Here is a 22,508-nt window from a genome sequence, read left to right on the forward strand (position 1 = left end):
GTCTGGCGATGAAAGGACGAAAGCCAACGGTCGGCAATGTCGTGCCCATGCGCGGCGATCCGAAAAAGCGTGTACCGGACGCCCCGGATTTCATGACTGACAACGGACGGAAGGTTTGGGAAAGTCTTGCGGCTCAGATGGTGGCCAAGGATCGGCTCGACCCGCTGCATGAGCATATGTTTGCAGCCTACTGCGAAAGCGTGTCCAACTTCATCGACGCGACCCACTGTCTTGCAATGGAGGGTCTGTATTATGAGACCCAGACCCGCAACGGAAAGCAGCAAAAGAAGACGGCACCCTGGGGGCTGCAGCAAGAGGCCATGGCCAAGATGCAGCAGCTGGGGGCGCTGTTCGGCATGTCGCCTGTCGATGAAAAGCGGCTGGGGGCAGGCGGGCAGGGTGACCTGTTTGATGAAGTCCTGAAAAAGATCAATGGGACCGGCTGACAATCCCGTCACCGGGTACGCGCAGAATGTTCTGGATGGCACGATAGTTGCTGGAACGCTGGTGCGCCTGGCCTGTGAACGGCACCTGATGGACCTTGAAACGGGTCGGGACCGGGGACTGATCTTTGACGCAGAAGCCGCGATGCGCCCGATCCGGTTTGGTGGTGTGCTGCAGCATACGACAGGCCCGCTTGCGGGAAAGCCGCTGCACCTGGAACCCTGGCAACAGTTCCGCATCGGATCTGTGTTCGGCTGGAAACATGAGGAAACCGGCCTGCGCCGCTTCACCGATTGTTATCACCAGATCGGCAAGAAGAACGGCAAGACAACCGAAACAGCGCTGCCGATGATCTACACGCAGCTGTTTGATGGGGAGGCTGCGCCGCAAGGCTACTGTGCTGCCACCACGCGAAACCAGGCGGGCCTGCTGTTCGCGGAAGTCAAACGGATGATCAAGCGGTCGCCGTTTCTGGCCAGTGAAATGGATGTCTGGCGCAGCTCGATCGACACGCCGCGCTGCGACGGGCTGATCACCTGTCTTAGCCGTGACGGCAACGCAAGCGACGGGATCAACCCGAACTTCATCGCGCGGGACGAAATGCACCGCTGGACGGATCGCGAACTGGCAGAAACGATCGTTGAAAGTATGGCGGCGCGGGCGCAGCCGATTGACTGGGTGATCACCACGGCGGGCCATGATCGGACCAGCCTCTGCGGTGAACTGCGTGGCTACGCGGAGAGCGTGTTGCGCGGTGCCGTCGAGGATGACAAGTTTTTTGGCTACGTGGCAGAGCCGCATCCAGACTGCGACCCGATGGACCCGGTGGCCTGGGCGATGGGAAATCCGAACCTGGGGGTGTCCAAGTCTTTGGAGTTTGTCAGGGACAAGGCGCAGAATGCGCAGCTGATCGCGGGCAAGATGCCCAACTTCAAGCGGTTTCACCTCGACCTCTGGACGGAAGGGGCCGAAACCTGGATCGACCGGGACAGCTGGGACAAGGGCATGGCCAGTGCCCCGATCGACATTCGGAAACTATACGGTCGGCCTGCATGGGTCGGCCTGGACCTGTCCAACAAGATTGACACCACTGCACTGGTTGTAGCGATCCCTGTCGATGGGGTGATCTATCTGATCGCCTACACCTTTCTGCCTGCTGGACCGAAAGGCTTTGTGAAGCGGGCGCAAAGTGAAAAGCGCGAGTTCATTGCCTGGCGCGATCAGGGCTGGCTTGAGGTTCACGCGGGGGGCGTCATTGACGAGGATCAGATTGCCGAACGTCTGGAATGGGTGCGATCAAAGTTCGATCTGCGCGAAGTGGCGTTCGACCCCTGGGGTATGAAAAATCTGGCCAAGAAACTGGATCAACGGCGGTTCCCGATGGTGGAGCACCGGCAGGGTTACGCCTCGATGTCCGAACCCATGAAGCGGGTTGAGGAGCGGGTGGTGCAGGGCACGATCCGCCACGGCGGCAATCCCGTCCTGGCCTGGCAGGTCGGCAACGTCCATCGGGACGAGGATGCGGCAGAGAACGTGAAACCGAACAAGAAGAAATCCAATGGTCGGATCGACGCGGCGGTCGCCATGATCATGGCGATCGGTCGGGCCGAGGCCCAGGAAGGCAAACGGAAAGCACGCGAGGTTGAAGTGGTATGACGATCCTTTCCAGAATGGGCCTGCGTAAATCGGTGCCCGCAACCGCACGGGTCGAGCCGGTGGTGATGGCAGCAGATGCCCCCGCCACGTCCGGCACCCGAAACCCGAACGATGCGATTTTCAACATCGGTTTCGGGACCGGATCACGGGTCAAGAGCCTGCCGCCTGCCACGGGGCGCACGGCGGAAAGGCATGCAACGGTCTTTGCCTGCGGCAACAACATCGCGGGCGATCTGTCTAAGGTGCCATTGAAGATGTACCAGCGCGACAGCGAGGGCACGGAAACGCGGGTGCGCGAACACCCGGCGGCTTATCTGATGAATGTTGAGGCTTCGCCTGGGATCACCGCGCGCACTCTGCGGTTCATGCTGGTCTATTGCTACTGCATCCGGGGGCGGGGATACGGATATGCGCCGCGCACCGGCAGGGGCGAGTTGGAACTGATCGAGGCGATCCATCCCGACACGGTTTCAATGTTCAAATCGGGGCGGGGCCGCTGGTTCGATTTTGAGGACGGGGCAGGCATCAGGCGTCGGGTGCCGTCGCGGTCAATGGTGCCGCTGCGTTACATGCCAAACGATGGCTGGACCGGGCGCAGCCCGATCGAGGTTGCGGGGGAAAGTTTCGGCCTGGCGTTGGCGGGTCAGGAAGCGGCGGCGCGCACGGCATCAGGCACCACCATGCGAGCGGTGATCAAGATGCGGGACGCCTATGAAACGGATGAGGAGTACCGCCGCAATGGACGGCGCATCCGCAATGCGCTGACGGACCCTGAGAACGAGGGCTTTCCGATTATCGGCGCTGATGAAAGTATCGAAAGCCTGGACCTGTCTGCAGCGGATCAGGAATTGCTGGCGTCCCGCAAGTTCGATCGCGAACAGATTGCCGCTGTTTACCGGATGCCGCCCAGCAAGTTGCAGATGCTGGAATATGGCGTGAAGGCCAACGGCGAACAGCAAGCCCTGGACTATCGCACCGACTGTCTCCTGCATTGGTCAATTCCGGTTGAAGCTGAGTTCGGCATGGGTCTGCTGACCGAAGCTGAGCGGCGCGCCGGACTGTTCTTTCGCCATGACTTCGATGCGCTGATCCAGGCCACCACAAAAGAAAAATACGACGCCTGGACCAAGGCAGTTGGTGGGCCGATCGCAACCGCGAACACCGCGCAGCGCAAACTGAACCTGCCAATCACAGATGGCCCCGACGACGACAAACTGAACCCTGCGTCCAACATGACGCGCGAAGAAACCAAGACAGAGGAATAAGCCATGGCCCGCCGGAAAATCGGACAGCTGCTGCAATCCTGCGCGATGGCGCTGGCCCGTGATGGCGGCGAAGCCTTGCTTGCTGCGGACGTTCCGCAGGCGATGATCGAGGCGGCGGGCGGAAATGCCGTCACCATCGAACCTGGTGAGAGGTTCGCCATCCAAAGAGGGCTGGCAGTGGTGCCGGTGCGCGGGCTGCTGACCCCGAATATGTTCATGTTTGAGCGTTACATGGGCTGGACCACCTATCAGGGTCTTGAGCAGACCATGGCGGCGCTGACATCTGACGAAGAATGTGCCGCAATCGTGCTCGACATGGACACACCCGGCGGCATGGTGCGCGGGATCGACGGCGCGGCACAGGCAATTGCAGCAGCGGCAACGGTTAAACCGGTGCATGTGCTGGTCAATCCGCTGTCCGCATCGGCAGGGTACTGGCTGGCCTCACAGGGGCGCGACATCACCTGCACGCCGGGTTCTGAATTGGGATCGATCGGCGTTCGCCAAGTCACCACGTCGCCACAGGACACCGACAATTGGGGTGACCGGTGGTTCGAAATTTCGTCAACCCACGCGCGTGCCAAGAAGCCGGACCCTGCGACAGAAGAAGGTATGGCGGAATTGCGCCGCGCGCTGGACGAAACCGAAGGTCGCTTCCATGCGGCTATATCGGCAGGGCGCGGAATTGATCTGGCAGGACTGGCCGCGCAATTGTCCGTGTCCGATGATCCCAAGGACGGCGGGGCGCTTTTCAATCCTGATGATGCCATCGCGCGCGGGTTGGCCGACAGCATTGAAAACCGGGATGCATTCTATGCCCGCCTGATGGCGCAATATGCGCCGGTGAACCGCCCGCAGTCCCGTGCCTATGCCGCTCAAGCTGCGGCGGCATGCGCCCGCGCGGCCCTCTGACACCAACACAACCGGTGTAATCGACCTGTCCATCGCGGCGGGATTTTTGTGCTGCGCAAGCGGTACGTTTTCCAATGGAGTTTGGAACATGAGCAAGAAAGACTTGAACGATCTGCGCCGCGAACGCAGTGCGGCGGCAGATCAGATGCAGACCTGCGCGGATGCAATTTCCGCCATCGAGGACGCCACCGGCGACATCGACGAAACGAAGCTGGAAGCAGCCGTTGCGGCATTTGAAGCGGCGAAAAAGGACCATGCCGCGCTGGATGCCAAGGTGAAGCGGGGCGAGGAAGTCGAGGCCGCGCAGGCCACGGCGGCACAATCAGAAGCGGGTTCTACCGCGACTGGTGCGCCCGTTCCTGCCGTGGCCAAAGACCCTGCGCACAAGGGTGTTGAATTTGGTTTCATGGCGCATGCGCTGGCCAGCCATGGCTGCGACAAGGCCCGCGCAGCAAAGGCGCTTGAGGACGCGGGCCACAGCGGTATTTCCGCAGCGCTTTCCGGCGCGACGGACGGGGCCGGAGGCGTGACCATTCCGCGCGCCCAGGCCGACGAGGTGATCGAACTGCTGCGCCCGCGCGTGACGGTCATGGCGTCCGGTGCCCGCACGATCGACATGCCCGCAGGCGAAGTTCGGAACGCCCGTCAGGCAACCAGCGCGACGGCAAGCTACGGGGCAGAGAACTTCGCCACGGAGGAAAGCGAACCGACCTTCGATAAGGTCGATCAGAACTTCAAGACGCTGCGGTCCCTTGTGCCGGTCGGCAACGCCTTGCTGCGTCACAGCAGCGCTGCAATTGCCCAGTTGGTGCGCGACGACATGCTTGATGTGATGGGCCTGCGCAAAGACCTGGCGTTCCTGCGCGGCGACGGGTCAAGCAACACGCCCACTGGTCTGGGTGGCTGGGTGCTGGCCGGTCACACGCAGACGGCGGTCGCGAACGGTGCTGCCGTGGTTGAGGCTGCTCTGCGGCGCATGGTGTCCAAGGTTCAGGATGCAGATGTGGCAATGATTTCGCCCGGCTGGATCATGCGCGCATCTGTACGCAACTTCCTCGCCAGCCTGCGGGAACCGACGCACGGATCGTATCTGTTTCCCTCGATCGACCAGAACAACACGTTGCTGGGCTATCCGATCAAGACAACTTCGCAACTGCCTGACAACCTGGGTGTCGGTGGTGACGAAAGCGAGGTCTTCTTTGCTGACTTCAATGAAATGCTGGTCGGTGACAGCATGGTGCTGATGCTGGCTGCATCGCAGGAAGCGGCCTATGTGGACACAAACGGGGACACCATTTCCGCATACCAGAATGATCTGACGCTGATGCGGGCAATCGAAGAACACGATTTCGCGCCACGGCACGATGAAGCGATCGCGATGCTGACCGGTGTCGATTGGGGTTTGTAATCCCGACCTGAAATCTTAGCGCAGCCAGTGCTGCGAAGTGGTTGGGCGGGAGAATTCGCCCAGCATATCCCCAAATGTCAGATCCTCGAAAGGAAACGAAATGAGCAAGGTCATCCTTGAATTTACCAAGGGGCACGGTCCCTATGTCAAAGGCGATATTGCCGGGTTCGACCCGGAGAAAGCAGCCAGGCTGAAATCCGTCACCAAGCCCTATGACGCTTCAAAGTCCAAAACGTCAGTTGATCTGAAACCGTCGACCGACGCTGCCGAGGTCGAGAAGATGGTCAAGGATGCGAAAATCAAGCTGCAAGCCGAGGCCGACAAGCTGGACGCCCGCGCGAAGGCGCTGGATGACCGGGAAAAAGAGCTGGCCAAACAGGCAGAAGCTGCGCAGGCCAAGACGGCAAGCGAAGGCGGTTCCGAACCTGCGACCAAGGAACCGGAAAAGGCCACCAAAGGTGAGCCGCCCGCGCAGGGTTCGGCCAAAGCCAAGACCGGCAAATAAGGGCCAGCCAGATGAAAAACCTCACGGCAACCGCAGTGACACAGGTCACGGTGGCGGATTTCAAGCGGTCGGTTCATATCCTTGAAACGGAAGCCGACGATGATGTCCTGATCGCTGACCTGATCGCCGTAGCGGTTGCCGTGGTGGAAGACGGCACAGCACACCCGATGGCTGCGGCTGATTACGAGTTTTCTTTGCCCGGCGGGCGCTGGTGCCAGTGGTGGTTCCCGGTGCGCCCTGTGAACAGCCTGACCAGTGTAGAGGTGCAAGGCAGCGATGGTGAATGGTCGCTGCTGGACCTTGAAGATGCCTATGTGCTGACCGAATACGAAGAACCCCGTCTGGTTGTGGGTGAGGCGCTGGCGGCCGAAATTTGCACGGCGCGGGCCGCACGCGTGACCGCAGCTGTCGGCGGTGCGCCGGTACGGCAGCAGCGTCAGGCGATTTTGATGATGGTGCGAGAATGGTTCAATGCGGGGATTTCCGCAGATGAAGCGGAAAAGGTTGAACTGACTTTTGCCATCCGGCACCTGATGGATCAATGCCGCTACAGGCGTCCACGGGTCACGGGCTGAACGATGGCCCGCCGGAACACCCTTATCACATTCCTGCGCGCGCCGCGCGTGGACAGCGGCCTGCGGTCGGAGGCCGGGGCTTTCGCGCCTTTGCATCAGACCTGGGCGGAAAAAACAGATGTGTCTGATGCTGAGCGGATCGCGGCGGCGCAAGTATCGGCGGAACTGTCTGCGCGGTTTGTCGTCAAATGGACGCAGGCCAATGCTGGTGTGACTGGCGCCGACATCATCCAGATCGGCAGCGGTGCGGGGGCAAGGTACTTTGCGATCACGGGTTCCAAGGAAGTCGGGTTCCGTGACCAGCTGGAATTCAGTACCCAGGAACGGGCTCAACCATGAGCCTGACCTACGGGCTTGAAGGTTTTAGCGAACTTGAAAAGACGTTGGAGGCTTTGAAGCCTGCAACGGGCAAGGCGGCGATCCGCCGGTCGATTAAGGCTGCAGCGCAGTCGATGGCGGACCTGATGCAAGGTGCTGCGCCGGTCGATGATGGTGACCTGCAGGCATCCATCGCGATCAGCACAAGACTGGACAAGCGCCAGGCGGGTCTGCACCGCAAAATGTTCCGTGACGACCGGGCAGCGGTCGAGGTGTTTGTCGGGCCGTCCTATGACCTGGGGGCAGGCGGGCGGCACGGGCATCTACAGGAATTCGGCACGGCGCACCATGCACCGCAGCCGTTCGTGCGTCCTGCATGGGATCAGGATCGCGAGGCACTTCTAGAGCGGCTGTCGGATCAGATGTGGAATGAAATTCAAAAGACATTGGCCCGCGCCGCGCGCAGGGCTGCGAAAGGGCGGTCATGAAAAGCGACTTGCGCAGCCTTATCCAGAGTGACGCGCAGATCGCCGCGCTTGCCAGTGTTGATTGGAACGCGCGGGCGCAAGGCGCGACCGGTCCAGCGATTGTGCTGCACCAGATTTCAGGCGCGGAAGGTGTGACGCAAAAGGGATCTGACGCCTTTTTTCAGGGCCGGGTGCAGGCGGATTGCTTTGCCGCTTCATACACAGATGCAGAGGCCCTGCGCGGTCACCTGGTGCGGCTGTTGCATGGGTATCGTGGCGGGGGATTTCTGGGCGTCTTTCACGCCGCGACCCGCGAGGGGCGCGAAAACGACGCGGAAAAGGAATTCCGCATTTCTTTGGATTTCATGGTTCATCACAGGAGCGAATGACATGAGCAGTACAGGTGTAACACTTGGCTATGGGCTGACGGTCGAAATCGGGCGCGGGGAGGTTCCGACTTGGACAGAGATTGTCGGTGTGGGTGATGTGGACTTTCCGACCGGCGAAGCGGACGAGGTGGACGTGACGCACATGAAGTCACCCAGCCGCACAAAGGAATATATTGCGGGGTTGGACGATAACGGTGTCGTGACGATCCCGCACCACTGGGTGCAGGGGTCGGACACTGACACGTTGCTTACCGAACTGAAAGAAAGCCGCGAAATCATTCAGATCAGGTTCACCACGCCTGAGGTCGGGGCCACGCCGGAAACCTACGCCGGGTTCCTCAAGTCCTACAAGCGGTCTGCACCGATTGAAGACAAGATGATGGCTGATGCAGAATTCCGCATCAACGGTCTGGTGGTGGCATGAGCGCCGCGCGCGGTGTGATTGCCTGCAAGATCGGCGGCGTCGATCTGAACCTGGTCTGTGATTTCAACACGCTCTGCCGGATCGAGGAGAAAGACCCGCGATCAGCACTTGAGGTGTTCGAAGCCTGTGACACGTCCGAGGGGGCAATGCCGCGTTTCTCGGACATTCGGCTGCTGTTGTGGGCGATGACCCAAGCTGAGCAACCCGAACTGGACCTTGAGCAGATCGGGCGGTTGATCGGCAGTGACGTGGAAGCGGCAATGCTTGAAATCGGGCGGGCGTTCGATGCTGCCATGCCAGAGGCAGACCCGCAAAAAAAAACCGGCAAGGCGAAGGCGAAGGCGAAAAAGCCGCGCCGCGAAAAGTCGAAAGCTACCTGAGAGCCTACGTTGCGGCGGGCTTCGACCCGGCGCATTTCTGGCGTCTGCTGCCCCGCGACTACGTGATCCACATGCAGGGGGCGGCAGACCGTGCAGATCGCGAATACCGGCAGGCGGTCGGGATCGCACACCTTCAGGCGCATCTGTCGCGCGCCAAGAAAATCCCGCCGCTGCGCAACCTCCTGCGCCGGAAAGAGAAATCAACACCCGCTGAAATCCGCGCAAACCTTCGCGCGATGTCGCAATCCCTGCCGAAAAGGAAATGGTCTGAATGGCTCAATCAGTCGTAGGTGCATTGCGGGTCAACCTGGGCCTCGACAGTGCTCAGTTTCAAAACGGTCTGGGCAGGGCGCAGGGGGCGCTGGGTCGGTTTTCGCAACGGGCGAAACTTGCCCTTGCCGCCGCCGCTGCCGCTGCGGTTGCTGCGGTCACAGCCCTGACAAAGCGGTCCATGACGTTCGTGGACCAGCAGGCCAAGGTTGCGCGGACGATTGATGGCTCGATCGACGGTCTGCGCGCCTTGCAGTTGGCGGCGGGTGATGCGGGGGTCGCACAGTCGGACCTGAATAAATCCATGCAGATGATCGGGGCGCGGCTGGCCGAGGCGCAGGTTAAAGGCGGTGCAACGGCGGATGCGCTGAAACGGCTGGGCCTGAACGCTGGCGAACTGTCCAGGATGGATGCGGACGAGCGGCTGGCGACGATGGCGGATCGCGTGAAGGAACTTGGGCTTTCGTCGGGTGAGGCCACGCAATTTCTGATGGATATGGGGGTCCGTTCCAAGGAAATGGCGTTGCTCCTGACCGGCGGCGGTGACGCAATCCGGGCTGCACGGCAGGAAATTCAGGATCTGGGTTTGTCCATGTCGGCGGTGGATGCGGCCAAGGTCGAGGCGGCAAACGATGCCATGAGCCGCATTGGCGTCGGCATTGAAGCTCTGGGGCAGCGCCTGGCGGTCACATTCGCGCCCATGCTGGAACGGATGGCAGAAGGCTTTACAGCGTCCATGCGCGAAGGCGGCGCGCTGCGTCTGGTGCTGGATGGCCTTGGCGTGGTGATCGAGCGGGTGGCGTCCTATGCGGTCACATTCGGGGCGTACATGGGTGCGCGCTACGTCGCTGCACTGGGGATGGCGGCTGTTTCAACTGGTGGATTGTCAGCGGCATTGACAGTGTTGCGCGGTGCTTTGATCCGAACGGGTTTGGGTGCGCTGATTGTCCTGGCTGGTGAACTCGCGTTCCGGCTGTCGAAGCTGATTGAGAGGGTCGGTGGTTTCGGAAACGCGATGTCCCTGATGGGCGCTGTTGCCGCTGAGGTTTGGCAGCGGGTAGGGGATGGCGCGGATTATGTGCGGTCCGCAGTTGTGGTCATGGCATCTGGCATGACGGCGGCATTTTATGGCGGCTTGCGCAAGATGGCCGGAGCGTGGGTTTCTTTCACCCAGTCCATCGCGTCAGGGATCAACGCTTTGTTCGGGACAAGCCTGTCTGGCGCGAGTGCTGTCATCTCGCAGGAATTGGGGTTGGCGCAGCTTGCTGCGGAAGATGCCGGGGCCGCAGCGGCGGACGCCATGACCAAAGCCGGATCGAGTTTCACCAAACCATTGGCATCTATCAGGGCGTTGAAGGATGCAATTTCCGACACGACCGAAACCGCAGAGACGGACCTGCAGGATGCTACGGACGCTGCCGAGAATTTTAATGAGGCACTGGACAATACCGGCGGCGGTGGTGGGTCAGCGGCGCGCGCAAAAGAGGGTGTCGAAAAACTAAGCGAAGCGGCGAAGCGTCTGAAAGAGCGAATGCAGGAAACCAAGAGTGCTTTCGGGACGGCATTCCGCAGTATTGTCACGGGCGCGCAATCTGCGGGCGAGGCGGTGGGCCAACTATTGCAGCGCTTTGCTGAGATGTTGGCAGATCGTGCTTTTAACAGCTTGTGGGATATCGCAGCAAACGCCCTGACCGGTGGCGGGACCGGCGGCGGTTTCTGGTCAAGCATTTTCGGCGGTGTCACTGGTCGCGCTGTCGCGCCGGTTGCGGATCGGATCACCGCCCTTGATACCAATTCTAAGCCCTTCGACGTGGCGCGCGCGCCCTCCGTTAATTTGCCTCAGGAGCGGAACCGGTTTGATGTGGGAATTACCATGGATCCCAGCACGGCAACGCTTGGTGCGTTTGTCAGGAATGCAGCCGGTGAAATAGTCGCGCAGGCTGAGCCGGGAATTGTCAGCCGTTCCGTCAGCGCCGTGGATGCGCGCATGCGGCGCACCAAATCGTTTGGTCAGCCTGCATGACCGATGTGATTGCATGGCCCCCGGTGGGGCTTACCGCTTGGGAGTTGACCGAATTTTATCCGCAGTCGCGGTCAGTTGCGTTGATCGGGGGTCGCGCGCGCACATCCTCTGCGCAGCGGGCGCGGCGCATGGCAACCGCCGGGGTGCGCGGGATCGGCAAGGACCAGGCGGGGGCCGGTTACATCCGCATGATGAACCGCCTTTGGGCCGGGGCACCGCATTTGACCCGCGTCACCTGCCTGCCGACGATCTGGCACCTGGCCCAGCGGGGTCTTGACCTGACATCGCTGCCGCTGGACTGGCAGCACTCTGCCGACGATCTGGCCTGGTCGCATGACGGCGACGATCTGGAATGGTTCAGCGGTGCCTACCTGACACCCGGTGAACCGGTGACGGATGGCGGCTGGCACGGCCTGCAGGTCAGCGGGTTGCCGCCTTCGACCATCGTGGCGCGTCCGTCGCAGCTGGTGACGGTGCGGGCAGGGGGTGCGGTGGAAACTGCCTATGCACTGGACGTGGCCCGATCCGATGTGAATGGCGATGCGCTGATCCGCACCGACAAGCCCGAGGCGTTCACGATCAGTGGCGTGGTCAGCATTGGCGAGGCCGAGGTGATCACATTCGAGGCGGTGGACGTGCCGCGCGCGGTTCAGGGTCTGGATGGCGATTTCATCTATCAATGGGATTTTCGCGAGGTGTTCGAGGATGAATACGCCGATGGCTGGACATTGGTAAGCCCATGGCGCTGACACGCGGAACGTCCGGCGCGCTGCTGACGCTGCTGGCAGGGCATTTTTACCCGGTGCTGCTGACCTATGCCGATTGGCCGGGCGAGGAAATCCGCCTGCACACCGGAGTTGGGGAGCTTTCATGGGATGGGCAGACCTGGCTGGGCGCGGGATCGCTGGTGCGGTTCCAGGCCCCGGAAGAAACCGCCGGCCTGGCGACTGACGAGGGTGCGGTGCATGTCGCGGCCACGGTGGAAGACATGCTTGCCGAACGCGGCAAGGTGATCCGCAACCGACCGATCAAGGTCTGGTTTGGCGCGACCACCGTAGAGGGCGGTAACGTCCTGGCCGCTGACCCGGTGGCCCTGTTCAGCGGATACTTCGACAGCCGCAAGGCATCGCTGGCGCGGTCCGGGGATAACCTGTCGCACGACATGGTGCTGGGTCTGGGGATCGGCCCCGGCGCGCGGTCTGCCGCCTCGATCACGCACAGCTATGAAGATCAGATCGCCAATTTTCCCGGCGATACGGCAGGGCGGCAGGTGCAGATTGCCATCCGTCGCCAGCGCAACCCGCAAAGCTGGCCGGAAACCTGATGATCACGCCAGAGGCCGCGTTCGCGGCGGCGCGGGCGCAGATGTCCGGGCCGCTCATTTGGGGTGCCTGCGACTGCGCAACAGCGGCAGCTGCGGCTTGGGCTGGCCTGCATGGGCGCGACCCGCTGGCGGCGTTCAGGCAGCGCTACAGCAGCCCGACCGGCGCAATGCGCATCCTTGCCCGTGCCGGGGGCTACCTTGCCTGGTGTGACGCGGTGTTCGCGGCAGCTGGTCTGGTGCGCTTGGTGCGCCCGGTGCCGGGTGACCTGGTGCTGATCGAAAGCGATGGCCCGATCGGTGCTGCGCTGGGTTTGGCGATCGAGGGCGCGCGGGTCGCGACAAAGACTGAAACTGGAATGTGCGTGGCCTGCGCGCCGATGTTGGGAGTGTGGAAATGCCGTTCCTTGGACCATTGATCGGCACTATCACGGCTGGTATCACCAGCATCACCGCCAGTTTGTCGGGATTTTTCGCCGGTTTGGGTTTTGGCGCAGCAACCGCCGAAGCGCTGGCCGGTGCGCTTGTCCGGTTCGGTGGTTCCTTGTTACTGAACGCGGCGGCAGCTGCGCTGCAGGGCCGCAACCAGCCGACAGCGCAGGACATCGCACGGCAATTGTCGCAGCCAAGCACGGAACCGACCTATCGGTTTGTCTATGGAAAATGCCAGGCCACCGGGTCGCCGGTGGGCACGCCGGTGCAGGGTGAGGTGATCTGGGGCTGCTGGCTGCTCAATTCGCGGCCCTCATACCTGGACACCTTCACGCTGTTTCTGGACAAGCGCGAGGTGACATTGACCGGCGATGCCTTTGACTTTGACGGCGACGGGGCGGTCGCGGATGCCGATCCGTTCGACGGCTATGTGACCTGCTGGATCAGCCGGGGTGACCAGACCACGCCGCCGGTCAAATTCACCGATTATGCACCCTATGAAGAAGGCGTGCGGGACGATCTGTGGAAAACGACAGACGGCTGGCAGGGCCGTACCGTGATCTGGCTGCGCCTGGTGGCGGGGCCAAACGGCACCAGGCAGGAACGCTGGCCTGCGACCCCGCCGCTGGTTGAGGTGTTCGGCAAATGGTCGATGGTCTATGACCCGCGCAATCCGGCGCAAGACCCGGACGATCCCGACACCTGGGAGTTTGAACAGAACCTGGCGCTATGCGTGCGGGATGCCCTGCGACAGAACCCGATCCGGGCCTACCGCGAGGACCAGCTGCATGTGTCATTCGAGGATGGCGCGGACATCTGCTGGGAAACCGTCTACCGCAAGGACGCATCGGCGGAAAAGCGGTATCGCTGCGCCGGGACGCTGACGTTTTCGGACGGCGAGATTGAAGACCAGATCAATCCGATGCTGGTTTCCGGCGCTGCCGACCTGATCCGCATTGGGGGGCAGTTGGGGTTCGCGGCGGGGGCTTACCGCGCACCGGCCATGACGCTGGACTATCTGCTGGGCGACAGCTTTGAGTTCACCGACATGCTGCCGGGTGATGCGCTGGTGAACCAGTTGCGCATTTCCTACCTGTCGGCGGAACGGGGATACGAAACGGCGGACCTGCAGCCATGGGATATTCCGGGTGCGCTGGCGGCGGATGGCGGGGTGCCTGCGGTCAAGAGCCTTGACCTGAAATTCTGCCCGTCACCCACGCAGGCAATGCGGGTGCGCAAAATCCTGGGCCTGCGGCTGCGGCGGCAGGAAAGCATCAGCGGGGGCGAGTTGCCGCCCGAGGCATTCGACCTGGTGGGCGGTGCGACCGTCACGTTGGCGCTGCCGGAACCTTACGACGCGCTGGATGGCGTCTATGAGGTGCAGAGCATCTTTCCCGGTGCTGACCCGCTGGGCGAAAGCAGGCAGCTGGCACTGCGGATGCCCGCCACGCTGATCAAGCACGATCCGGCGATCTATGATTATGACCCTGCTGTCGATGAGGAAGACGTTTTGAACGAACCTTTTGACGAGGTGCGGCAAGGCATGCAGCCACCCGGCGCGATCAGCATCACGACCGGCGAGGCCGTCAACCAGGACACCGGCGGTGGCATCCTTCCGCGCATTCGTTTTGCAGCTGATCCGTCGCCATCGGCAAGCGTCACGGGCTATGAATGGGAATACCGACAGGTTGGCACGGGCATCTATCAGACCGGCGGGCAGATCGGTGCGGATGTGCGGGACGGGTCGGAAAAGATATTCGGTTTTCTGATCGCCAACCCCGCGCTTTCCTTTGACATTCGGGTGCGCGCGGTTGGCGCGTCCGGTCAGTCCGATTGGGTGGAATACACCGGCGCGCAATCGTCTGTGACCATTGTGCTGGACCTGCCAACGGACGGGCAGGCGACCGGCGACGCGGGCGAGATCGGGGTGAGTTTCCGCATGCCGAACGATGCCGATGTCCGCCAGATGGAAATTTTCGCATCGGATACCGACGATGCTGGTGCCGCTGCGATCCTTGGCGATCCCATTGTCGCATCTGCGAACACGGTGGTGTCAGTGACCGAAACCGGGCTGGGCGCAAGCCAGACCCGCTATTATTTCGCGCGCTCACGCGGCGACTTCAACACCGCGTCGGCTTTCACCGCCAGCGTTTCCGCAACAACAGATCCCTGATCAGGAGGCACCATGCCCGCACCCACAGTCACGTTCCCGGTCACCGGGACCGGCCCATACGGCACGACCAAAGAAGCCGCCGAAGGCGCAATCAACGATGCCTTCGCGGCGCAGCAGTTGGAGATCGACGGTAAGGCCACCGCCGCGCAGGGCGAAAAGGCCGATACGGCAGTGCAGCCAGGTGAACTGGGCACGGCTGCTGCGGCGGATACGGGCGATTTTGCAACTGCCGCGCAGGGCGAAAAGGCCGATACGGCAGTGCAGCCAGGTGAACTGGGCACAGCGGCTGGGGCGGACACGGGCGATTTTGCAACCGCCGCACAGGGCGAAAAGGCCGACACGGCAGTGCAGCCAGGTGAACTGGGCACAGCAGCGGGGGCGGACACGGGCGATTTTGCAACCGCCGCACAGGCCCTGACCGCTGATGGACTGGCCCTGACCAGCGGCACCCTTGGTGATACCCCGACAGTCAATGTGCCAGCCGCCAATGAGGCGGATGTGCGTCTTGGCACTGAGAGCGCGAAGGCCGTGACCCCGGCGGCGCTGGATGCGCCGTTGATGGAGCGGGCCGAGCACGCCAAGGTCGCGGCTGTTCTGAATATGGACCCCGATCTGGTGGCCTATCTCTACGGGGCAGGTATGGCCGATGCGGCTGGACGGCTGGGCGCGTGGGTCGGCGCAACCGGCTTCACGTTTCGTCAAGCAACCATTGAGGGGGACAGCCATGGCGACTATGCGGGTGGCATCACGCCGATCCTGCGCGGGTCCGGTGGTGCGACCTTCATGGGGTATGACGGGGCGGCGCTGGCCGCGTATTTTGCGCGCATGGTGTTCGGCGGGGCGATCCTGCCCGCGCCTGATGCCAGCGGTGATTACGCGGTGGTCAAGCCGATCCTCTACGCGGGTGATGGCAAGACGCTGCTCATGGGTGCAGATGCGGACGGCCTGCGGCTGACGCTTTCTGATCAGGCAATTTACACATTTGAGACCAAGCGGGCGTTGGACCTGTCGGCGGTTCCTGTCGGTCTGCTGGCAGACCCTGAAGAAGTGAAGATCCACAGTGCCGCGCTTTTCACCGCGCGCGGCCCAGATGAAACAGGCGTGAACCGGCGGTATTTTCTTCGCCGTGACGTGACGCCCGGCTGCGCGATGGCAGAGACACGCGGGCCGGTCGAAGTGGTCACGATCTATGGCCAGAGTTATACGACCGGCGGCGGTGGGTCGGACACCAACGCGCTGGAACTCCCAACTATTGTGACAGAGGACGCGCTGACACCTCACCATGACCTGATGCCGATCACGACCGAGCCGGGCACGGGTCTGATCTCGACCGGTGCGCAGCTGGTTGACGGCAGCGCGATTACCGACCTGGTGCCCTGTGTCTCGACCGAATGGTCCGAAGTGTCGCCGTTCTACGGTGGTGAGACGGGCTTCCCGGCCTGCGCCCGTTTCCTCCGGCGCTCCGAGCAGGCGGCGGGCCTGCCAAACATCACGCGGGTTTGGTACTCGCATGGGCAAGGCGGGGCCTCGATCACCGATCTGGATGACACCGGCAGCAATTCGTATCTGAACGGGCTTATCACCCTGCAGCGGATCAAGGATGTTGCTGCCATCTATGGCCGCAACATCATCGTGCGCGATTGGAACTGGTCGCAGGGGCAGGCCGATGGCGGCAAGACCAGGCAGGAATATATCGACCTGTTCATCGCGCTGCGCACGCAATATCTGTCGGACATCGCGGCGATCACCGGGCAAGACCTTGGCGATGATCCGGTGACCGTCTGGATGGATCAGGTTGCCCCGTCCGAGGACAATGACGGGCGGCAGGTGTCGCTGTCGCAGCTTGATCTGATGACCGAAAACCCCGGCGACATCTATCTGACCGCGCCTTGGTATTTCCTACCCTATGTGGACGAAATCCACCCAACGCCTTTGGCCTATGCGGTCCATCGCGAATACAATGCCAAGGTCAAGCGGATCGTGGAGAGCGGCGGCACCTGGACGGGTGTGCGCCCGGCGGGGCCGCTTGTGGTCGATGGCAGCACAATCACCGTGCCGTTCTACAATCAGGGCAGCGATCTGGTGGTGGACACCACGACGCTGCCGCAGGCCCCTGGCTGGGGCTTCGAACTGGTGGGTGAGAGCGAGACCATCGACGCAATCGACATCCTGCCCGGCGACGTGGAAGGGCAGAACAAGATCGAGCTGACGCTTTCCGGCGCGCCAACCGTCACGCCCTATCTGCGCTATGCCTACACCGGCCCGGTGAGCAAGCCCGGCGGGCGTTCTGGCGCATGGGGCAACATCCGCAATCAGGACACCACCCCCAGCCTTTCCGAACCCGGCCGCAATCTTGTCGATTGGGCCTTCATCTCTGACGCCAACCCGGCCTAAACAGGAGCACCACAATGTCCAATCTCAAAGCACCAGGCATCACCATCGCCGCCGCCGCCGGGTCGATCTATGACCCGATTGTCCCCAGCTTCGGGGACGCGATGGCCGCTGATGGCAATATCACGCACTGGCACACGCCGATCCTGACGGCTGGCACGACCAGGATTACAACCGTCATTGACGATCAGGTCGCATCCATCGCCAACCGTGCAGGCGGCACGGCGCTGACGCAGGATACCGTGAACCGCCGTCCCGCGTATCTGGCGCAGGACGTCTCGACCGCGCCTTTTGGTCAGCCTGCCACAGCGCATGGGTCATCCAATGAAGACCATTTTTTGGTAGAGGGCCTGTCCGCGTCGGACTTCTGGGGCCTGATGGTTTTGAACGTCGATGAGACCTTGGCCGGTACGCGCAACGTGGCGGGCGGGCAGGTGTCCGCAGGCGATCCCATCGGGGGCACGCATCTGCTGCAGGCGGATGACGGCGGGGTCTGGCGGTTCACGGTTGGGGGTGGATTGGTTGCACCTGCTGGCGCTGCCATTCCAGAGGCGGTTGTGGAGACCGACCTTGTGATAGGCGAATGGGGCCTGGTCTATTTCTCCTGGGACGCCTCTGCCGCCACGGCGGCGATCTCGACCGATGGCATCGTTTGGTCCACCGCTACCCAGGCCGGTGCCGCGAACGCGCAGACCCAGCGCCGGATCAATGGCGCGATCAATGCGGCTGGCACCGGCGGCACGATCCATACAAATTTTGACCTGGCGGATATGGTGTTCGGAACCGGTCACCTGCTGGACAGCGGCATGGCGGACACGCTGGAACTGCTGCGGGCCTATGTGGCCAGTCGCTACGGGCTGTGATTTCTGGTCGGCGTCGGGTGCCATACGCTTCAAAGTGCGCATAGCAAAATAACACTCCAAAGAATGGCATGAGAGGTTGAATGGCGCGGACGATGGAAAAGCAGTTCACCAGAGGCAATCTGATTTCGATAGTCACTACAGTTCTGACGGGCGCGGCGATGCTTGTGGCGGTGGTCACTGCGTTCAACAGGATCGACGCCAAGGCCATCCAGAACAAGGACAACGTGGCGCGGCTTGAGGCTGACTTTTCGGTCAGGTTCGCCAACTGGTCATCTCAGGCTGCGCAGATGCGAAATGAGATCACATCCCTGCAGGTGAGCAGTGCCAGAACCATCGCACAGTATGATGCGCTCAGTCGTTCGCTGGATGAGATGAAAACCTCCCTGCGCGACATCACCGCGATCCTGAGGGAACAGGAATCCAAGCGGCGCTGAGGCGCGCTCAAATGGGGCGGGAAGTGACAGCCTGATCCACCTGACAATCTGAAACCCGGCCCGCCATCGCGCGGGCCTTTTGCATTGGGGAAACGCCATGCCGTTGAAATACTCCGAACGCACCCGCGACATCCAGATCGCCCTGAAAAAGCGCGGGTTCGATCCCGGCCCGATTGACGGCCTGAAAGGGTCGCGGACCTCAGCTGCGATCATCGCGTTCAAGCGCTCGATCGGGTTTCGTGCCCGTGACTACGTGGGGCCGTTGACCTGGGCCGCGCTGCATCGCCGGGAACCCCCTGAAACACCCGTCACCACCGCGCCGGTTCCCTGGCTGGTCGAGGGGTACAAGCGCATGGGGCTGCACGAGGGCCGCGACAACGGCATTCTGCGCCGCTGGCTGGCCAGCGATGGGCATGCCCTGGGTGATCCGTCCCGGTTCCCCTGGTGCGGCGACTTCGTGGAAACCTGCATCCGCCTATCGCTGCCGCAGGAACGGTTCACCGGCGACCTGGCGCGCAACCCCTATTGGGCGCTGAACTGGCGCGAGTTTGGCCAGCCCAGCAAGCCCACAGTCGGTGCCGTGATCTCGATCACCCGCAACGGGGGCGGCCACGTCGCGTTTGCCGTGGGTGAGGACGCGCACCGCATCTACTGCCTGGGCGGCAATCAGCAAAACCGCGTCTGCGTCGTGCCGATCGACAAGAACCGCTTTGTGCCTGCGTCCTGGCGCTGGCCTTTGAGTTATCCGCTGCCCGCACCTGGTCTCCCCGCGATGACCTCTGCCGAGGCATCCAGCATCAACGAGGCGTGACGCCTCATCATCCCGAAAGGAAAGACCATGTTCGATCTTCTGTCAGAGTTCCTGACAAACGAGGCGGTGCAGACCGCGCTGCTTACCATCATCGGTGCCGTCCTCACATTCATCGCCAACCGCGCCGCAGGGGCGTTCCAGGCAGCGACCGGCATCCGCATCGAGGAAAAGCACATGCGCGCGCTGCACTCGGCCATCATGACCGGGGTTGAGGCCGCAATGATCGACGGGCCGGAAGCCGGGATCGAGGTGATCAAGCACCGCGCGGTGCGATACGCTCAGCGGTCGGTGCCTGATGCGATCCGCGCGCTGGTGCCGGGGGATGGTGTGTTGGATCGGCTGGCGGAGCGGTACGTGCGCGAGGTGATGGGGAGGTTCTTGAGGGACGCGTGAGATCTCGCTCACGGCCCATTGCTGCCATTGAACACCGTCACGGATACTGCGGCGCAGCTTTCCTCAAGCGGACGTTGGTAATGACGCATAGCAATTTTTAGCGATGATGACTTCTATACGGGCAGGGCCGCCGTTCGAATATACTGCAAGCAATCAACCATCTGCCATTACAGCGTCCATTTCGTCCAAGAAGTCTGATAGTCGTTGTGGTGTTTCCACGAAATCCACGAAGATGCTAACCAGATTTCGTTTGCTGAACTCGATTTTAGGCTTCAATGGCTTTCCGTTGAGCTTGGGCTTATCGGCGAACCTTTTCGCCAACCTTTTGCAAAAGTTTAGAACGAATTGTGCTACAATTTTTCCTCTAAAAAATTGATTTGGATCCAAGCTTTGCTGCTGCCTGGCGTATTGGAATACAACCGTCGCCGGTACGGCTGGGACCCCCGCTTTTTCTAAGAGGTCAGCGCAGGTGAGCTTTTTACGGCTTAAACCACCGTCAGACAGACAAAAAATGTCGTGAAGCCCAATATTTTCAAGGTTAGGGCTATGATCCTCAGCCCGTAGAGCAACTACGTAAGACATGACAAACCTAGTTCGCGCCTCAAATGTTAATTGGTCTGTTTGCAAAGCATCTCGTATGTCATCCACAAGTTCGTCCGAGGGGTTGAGCTGGAAGTGCTTTTTTATACCCGCTAGAATTACAGTATTGTCATAGATGTAGTTCTCGACGGAATAACCACATGTAGAAAAGGTGTGGGTTGGGTACTCATCTTCCCGCAAAAATCTATCATGATCAGAATCTAGAAAAAAGAAAACATTCTTCGGGCCACCGAAAGCCCTCACAACTTCGGAATGAAGAGCAAGCACTCCGCCCTTGCCATCGCAAATGACTGGCCGAAACGTCTTGGTAGGGAAGCGATCAGTCAGGAACTTGGTATAGAATTCCTCATCTTCTTCCCCTTCAAACGCAACGTAGAAATCAAACTTCCCAGTAGTAATGGAGGTTCTTAGCTTGTGCCAGGCAGCCGCAGGTGTTTTCCGACGCTCCCTAAGTGTTTCTAAATAGCTCATTGTGATGGTGTCGTGTGCTCAAGTAGGTCCACCGTGTACGTATCAAGCGAGTTCTCGAAAACAAATGGGGAGTGGGTAACTGCACCAATAAATGCGCAAGTGGAAAGCTGTGAAATATCCTCAAGGAACCTCTGCTGCCAATCAACAGAAAGAGACAGCTCCGGTTCATCGATGACGATGTAATTGGAAACGTTTTGATCAAGCGTCAGGTGTGAAAACAAACTTACAATCTGTTTTTCACCGGAAGACAACTCTTCCATTTCAACAGGGCGTCCAGAATTGTGAATAATTTTCACGGTATAAGAAACATTATCAAAACTGAACGACTTGCCGTAAAGGTATGAATTGCAGATTTTTATAAACTGCAATATTGGATTCTCCAATTTTGCAATATTATTACCGACTTCAACAAGGTAGAGTACATAGTGAGCGACATATTTTTCGTTCTCTAAGAGAGCGTCACCGTTTCTGATTTTTGCGACAACCTCTCTAATTTTTCCTTTGTCTGTATCACTGAGAATGGTGCTATCGACTTTTGAAAAAACAGCGTTCAAAGCTTCTGCGCTAATATTTGCCGCCTCAATTTCTTCATATTTATTTGCTTCATCGCGAATGACATCACGCAAGTACTTTGTCGTAAGGCTGTTGATCTGGGCCAGTGCATATGCCTTAACATTCTCCAGCCTGTGACCAATGTTCTCTTTGACGTCCTCCATTCCAAATTGAACGAGCTCGATATATGTTTCGCTTTGAAAGTTTTCGCGTCTGCGCCTTGTCAATTTGCTTTGGAGTTCTTCTTCGATTTCCGGGAAAACCGTTTTGATATCTTTTTCGATCCGCCGGTATGTTGGAAGGTACAAAATTCGACCCTCCAGATTTTCTGACAAAAAGTCGTCCACATTTGTGACATTCTTTTGGGCTTTCGAGTCAAAACCAATCTCCCGACGGGCGAGCAATCGAACTTCCCTAACCATTTCTTCTGCCACCCTCATCGGGACGCCCAGCGCTTCCCGAACTCTTTCGATATCGCCTCGAAGTGATGAAGATGACGTGCTGTGGCTAGAAAAGTTGCGGTCCTTGCGATTTAATAGGTCGAATGTCTCTTTCAACATACTTTGACTAAATCCATAGCCGTATTTGTTTCCACGTCGCATTCTTCTATGCGTTTCCAAGTATTCAATTAATTCAAGGCGAGTAATAGTGAGCTTTCTATTCCTATTTCTCAGCTTAACCGAGACACTTACAAAATCTTGTTCACCAAGCCTGTGCCATTGCTGGCTGATAAAATAATAAAAAATATTTAGGATCGTACTTTTGCCAATACCATTGTAACCAACAATAATCAGCCGATTATCAAGAACAGGAATCTTAATATCTGTTTCGCCAAACAGGCCAATAATCTCAATTTCTTTGAATATGATCACAGTGGCTATCGCTTCACTACAGTTGTCAGGGCTTCGTCTTCCTAGGTTGTATGCGGGAAACGCCGTTCTCGCAATCACTGCTTAGTCAAAGCTGCTGCCGTGCGACTGGCCGAACTGGACTGTGCGAACAGAGAACCATGTCGACTGTGGGACCAAACC

Annotated in this window: 24 protein-coding genes; 22 read left to right on the forward strand and 2 right to left on the reverse strand. The window is 60.1% G+C overall.

All coding sequences use genetic code 11. The features are described 5' to 3' along the window. Positions 1-8 precede the first annotated feature (8 nt). From ACWNZ3_RS03120 to ACWNZ3_RS03225, 22 genes are all read left to right on the forward strand, one after another. Positions 9-446, forward strand: a complete 438-nt coding sequence (locus tag ACWNZ3_RS03120; RefSeq protein ID WP_496901138.1) for a phage terminase small subunit P27 family — start codon at positions 9-11, stop codon at positions 444-446. After that, complete coding sequence (locus ACWNZ3_RS03125; protein ID WP_496901139.1) at positions 433-2,100, forward strand: terminase large subunit; 1,668 nt, start codon at positions 433-435, stop codon at positions 2,098-2,100. The genes ACWNZ3_RS03120 and ACWNZ3_RS03125 overlap by 14 nt, the downstream gene beginning before the upstream one ends. Further along, a complete protein-coding gene (locus tag ACWNZ3_RS03130) occupies positions 2,097-3,365 on the forward strand; it encodes a phage portal protein (protein ID WP_496901140.1) in 1,269 nt (422 codons plus the stop codon). Before ACWNZ3_RS03125 ends, ACWNZ3_RS03130 begins: the two co-directional genes overlap by 4 nt. 3 nt (positions 3,366-3,368) lie before the next feature. Next, complete coding sequence (locus ACWNZ3_RS03135; RefSeq protein ID WP_496901141.1) at positions 3,369-4,277, forward strand: S49 family peptidase; 909 nt, start codon at positions 3,369-3,371, stop codon at positions 4,275-4,277. A gap of 88 nt (positions 4,278-4,365) precedes the next feature. After that, positions 4,366-5,685 carry a phage major capsid protein gene (locus ACWNZ3_RS03140; RefSeq protein WP_496901142.1) on the forward strand — a complete coding sequence of 440 codons (1,320 nt, stop codon included), beginning with the start codon at positions 4,366-4,368 and terminating at the stop codon, positions 5,683-5,685. A gap of 100 nt (positions 5,686-5,785) precedes the next feature. Beyond that, complete coding sequence (locus tag ACWNZ3_RS03145) at positions 5,786-6,190, forward strand: hypothetical protein (protein ID WP_496901143.1); 405 nt, start codon at positions 5,786-5,788, stop codon at positions 6,188-6,190. An 11-nt stretch (positions 6,191-6,201) separates the two neighbouring features. Then, the gene (locus ACWNZ3_RS03150) at positions 6,202-6,765 is read left to right on the forward strand and encodes a head-tail connector protein (protein ID WP_496901144.1); all 564 of its coding nucleotides are present in this window, start codon (positions 6,202-6,204) and stop codon (positions 6,763-6,765) included. A 3-nt stretch (positions 6,766-6,768) separates the two neighbouring features. Beyond that, the gene (locus ACWNZ3_RS03155) at positions 6,769-7,104 is read left to right on the forward strand and encodes a phage head completion protein (RefSeq protein WP_496901145.1); all 336 of its coding nucleotides are present in this window, start codon (positions 6,769-6,771) and stop codon (positions 7,102-7,104) included. After that, entirely contained in the window at positions 7,101-7,571 is a 471-nt protein-coding gene (locus ACWNZ3_RS03160) for an HK97-gp10 family putative phage morphogenesis protein (RefSeq protein ID WP_496901146.1), read from the forward strand. Before ACWNZ3_RS03155 ends, ACWNZ3_RS03160 begins: the two co-directional genes overlap by 4 nt. After that, entirely contained in the window at positions 7,568-7,939 is a 372-nt protein-coding gene (locus ACWNZ3_RS03165; protein ID WP_496901147.1) for a tail completion protein gp17, read from the forward strand. Before ACWNZ3_RS03160 ends, ACWNZ3_RS03165 begins: the two co-directional genes overlap by 4 nt. A 1-nt stretch (position 7,940) precedes the next feature. Then, positions 7,941-8,363: a phage tail tube protein gene (locus ACWNZ3_RS03170; protein ID WP_496901148.1), complete on the forward strand. Its 423-nt coding sequence runs from the start codon at positions 7,941-7,943 to the stop codon at positions 8,361-8,363. Continuing rightward, a complete protein-coding gene (locus ACWNZ3_RS03175) occupies positions 8,360-8,743 on the forward strand; it encodes a hypothetical protein (protein WP_496901149.1) in 384 nt (127 codons plus the stop codon). The genes ACWNZ3_RS03170 and ACWNZ3_RS03175 overlap by 4 nt, the downstream gene beginning before the upstream one ends. A gap of 460 nt (positions 8,744-9,203) precedes the next feature. Further along, positions 9,204-11,036: a hypothetical protein gene (locus tag ACWNZ3_RS03180; RefSeq protein ID WP_496901150.1), complete on the forward strand. Its 1,833-nt coding sequence runs from the start codon at positions 9,204-9,206 to the stop codon at positions 11,034-11,036. Between the two features lie 128 nt (positions 11,037-11,164). Beyond that, positions 11,165-11,785 carry a hypothetical protein gene (locus ACWNZ3_RS03185; protein WP_496901151.1) on the forward strand — a complete coding sequence of 207 codons (621 nt, stop codon included), beginning with the start codon at positions 11,165-11,167 and terminating at the stop codon, positions 11,783-11,785. Continuing rightward, the gene (locus ACWNZ3_RS03190) at positions 11,776-12,360 is read left to right on the forward strand and encodes a hypothetical protein (protein ID WP_496901152.1); all 585 of its coding nucleotides are present in this window, start codon (positions 11,776-11,778) and stop codon (positions 12,358-12,360) included. The genes ACWNZ3_RS03185 and ACWNZ3_RS03190 overlap by 10 nt, the downstream gene beginning before the upstream one ends. Next, on the forward strand, positions 12,360-12,776 hold the full coding sequence (locus tag ACWNZ3_RS03195) for a DUF6950 family protein (RefSeq protein WP_496901153.1): 417 nt from the start codon (positions 12,360-12,362) through the stop codon (positions 12,774-12,776). The genes ACWNZ3_RS03190 and ACWNZ3_RS03195 overlap by 1 nt, the downstream gene beginning before the upstream one ends. Beyond that, on the forward strand, positions 12,755-14,962 hold the full coding sequence (locus ACWNZ3_RS03200; protein ID WP_496901155.1) for a phage tail protein: 2,208 nt from the start codon (positions 12,755-12,757) through the stop codon (positions 14,960-14,962). The genes ACWNZ3_RS03195 and ACWNZ3_RS03200 overlap by 22 nt, the downstream gene beginning before the upstream one ends. A 12-nt stretch (positions 14,963-14,974) precedes the next feature. After that, complete coding sequence (locus ACWNZ3_RS03205) at positions 14,975-17,356, forward strand: hypothetical protein (RefSeq protein WP_496901156.1); 2,382 nt, start codon at positions 14,975-14,977, stop codon at positions 17,354-17,356. Between the two features lie 14 nt (positions 17,357-17,370). Next, positions 17,371-18,216, forward strand: a complete 846-nt coding sequence (locus ACWNZ3_RS03210) for a hypothetical protein (protein WP_496901157.1) — start codon at positions 17,371-17,373, stop codon at positions 18,214-18,216. An 80-nt stretch (positions 18,217-18,296) separates the two neighbouring features. Beyond that, positions 18,297-18,650 (forward strand): hypothetical protein, encoded by a 354-nt coding sequence (locus ACWNZ3_RS03215; protein WP_496901158.1) that lies wholly within the window; start codon positions 18,297-18,299, stop codon positions 18,648-18,650. A gap of 97 nt (positions 18,651-18,747) precedes the next feature. Then, positions 18,748-19,461 (forward strand): NlpC/P60 family protein, encoded by a 714-nt coding sequence (locus ACWNZ3_RS03220; protein ID WP_496901159.1) that lies wholly within the window; start codon positions 18,748-18,750, stop codon positions 19,459-19,461. Between the two features lie 27 nt (positions 19,462-19,488). After that, a complete protein-coding gene (locus ACWNZ3_RS03225; RefSeq protein ID WP_496901160.1) occupies positions 19,489-19,854 on the forward strand; it encodes a hypothetical protein in 366 nt (121 codons plus the stop codon). Between the two features lie 153 nt (positions 19,855-20,007). Here ACWNZ3_RS03225 and ACWNZ3_RS03230 read toward each other — a convergent pair whose 3' ends face one another. Both ACWNZ3_RS03230 and ACWNZ3_RS03235 read right to left on the reverse strand, forming a co-directional pair. Then, positions 20,008-20,925 (reverse strand): DUF4435 domain-containing protein, encoded by a 918-nt coding sequence (locus tag ACWNZ3_RS03230; RefSeq protein WP_496901161.1) that lies wholly within the window; start codon positions 20,923-20,925, stop codon positions 20,008-20,010. After that, on the reverse strand, positions 20,922-22,349 hold the full coding sequence (locus ACWNZ3_RS03235) for an AAA family ATPase (RefSeq protein WP_496901162.1): 1,428 nt from the start codon (positions 22,347-22,349) through the stop codon (positions 20,922-20,924). The genes ACWNZ3_RS03230 and ACWNZ3_RS03235 overlap by 4 nt, the downstream gene beginning before the upstream one ends. Positions 22,350-22,508: the final 159 nt, after the last annotated feature.

The organism is Sulfitobacter sp. IGS-18 (genome assembly GCF_059628195.1).

Coding starts and splice junctions, on each gene's coding strand:
- ACWNZ3_RS03175 (WP_496901149.1), top strand. CDS start 8,360: ATGAGCGCCGCGCGCGGTGTGATTGCCTGCAAGATCGGCGGCGTCGAT.
- ACWNZ3_RS03125 (WP_496901139.1), top strand. CDS start 433: ATGGGACCGGCTGACAATCCCGTCACCGGGTACGCGCAGAATGTTCTG.
- ACWNZ3_RS03215 (WP_496901158.1), top strand. CDS start 18,297: ATGGCGCGGACGATGGAAAAGCAGTTCACCAGAGGCAATCTGATTTCG.
- ACWNZ3_RS03170 (WP_496901148.1), top strand. CDS start 7,941: ATGAGCAGTACAGGTGTAACACTTGGCTATGGGCTGACGGTCGAAATC.
- ACWNZ3_RS03145 (WP_496901143.1), top strand. CDS start 5,786: ATGAGCAAGGTCATCCTTGAATTTACCAAGGGGCACGGTCCCTATGTC.
- ACWNZ3_RS03205 (WP_496901156.1), top strand. CDS start 14,975: ATGCCCGCACCCACAGTCACGTTCCCGGTCACCGGGACCGGCCCATAC.
- ACWNZ3_RS03210 (WP_496901157.1), top strand. CDS start 17,371: ATGTCCAATCTCAAAGCACCAGGCATCACCATCGCCGCCGCCGCCGGG.
- ACWNZ3_RS03135 (WP_496901141.1), top strand. CDS start 3,369: ATGGCCCGCCGGAAAATCGGACAGCTGCTGCAATCCTGCGCGATGGCG.
- ACWNZ3_RS03225 (WP_496901160.1), top strand. CDS start 19,489: ATGTTCGATCTTCTGTCAGAGTTCCTGACAAACGAGGCGGTGCAGACC.
- ACWNZ3_RS03120 (WP_496901138.1), top strand. CDS start 9: ATGAAAGGACGAAAGCCAACGGTCGGCAATGTCGTGCCCATGCGCGGC.
- ACWNZ3_RS03190 (WP_496901152.1), top strand. CDS start 11,776: ATGGCGCTGACACGCGGAACGTCCGGCGCGCTGCTGACGCTGCTGGCA.
- ACWNZ3_RS03160 (WP_496901146.1), top strand. CDS start 7,101: ATGAGCCTGACCTACGGGCTTGAAGGTTTTAGCGAACTTGAAAAGACG.
- ACWNZ3_RS03220 (WP_496901159.1), top strand. CDS start 18,748: ATGCCGTTGAAATACTCCGAACGCACCCGCGACATCCAGATCGCCCTG.
- ACWNZ3_RS03140 (WP_496901142.1), top strand. CDS start 4,366: ATGAGCAAGAAAGACTTGAACGATCTGCGCCGCGAACGCAGTGCGGCG.
- ACWNZ3_RS03185 (WP_496901151.1), top strand. CDS start 11,165: ATGGCAACCGCCGGGGTGCGCGGGATCGGCAAGGACCAGGCGGGGGCC.
- ACWNZ3_RS03230 (WP_496901161.1), bottom strand. CDS start 20,925: ATGAGCTATTTAGAAACACTTAGGGAGCGTCGGAAAACACCTGCGGCT.
- ACWNZ3_RS03165 (WP_496901147.1), top strand. CDS start 7,568: ATGAAAAGCGACTTGCGCAGCCTTATCCAGAGTGACGCGCAGATCGCC.
- ACWNZ3_RS03155 (WP_496901145.1), top strand. CDS start 6,769: ATGGCCCGCCGGAACACCCTTATCACATTCCTGCGCGCGCCGCGCGTG.
- ACWNZ3_RS03150 (WP_496901144.1), top strand. CDS start 6,202: ATGAAAAACCTCACGGCAACCGCAGTGACACAGGTCACGGTGGCGGAT.
- ACWNZ3_RS03130 (WP_496901140.1), top strand. CDS start 2,097: ATGACGATCCTTTCCAGAATGGGCCTGCGTAAATCGGTGCCCGCAACC.
- ACWNZ3_RS03200 (WP_496901155.1), top strand. CDS start 12,755: ATGCCGTTCCTTGGACCATTGATCGGCACTATCACGGCTGGTATCACC.
- ACWNZ3_RS03195 (WP_496901153.1), top strand. CDS start 12,360: ATGATCACGCCAGAGGCCGCGTTCGCGGCGGCGCGGGCGCAGATGTCC.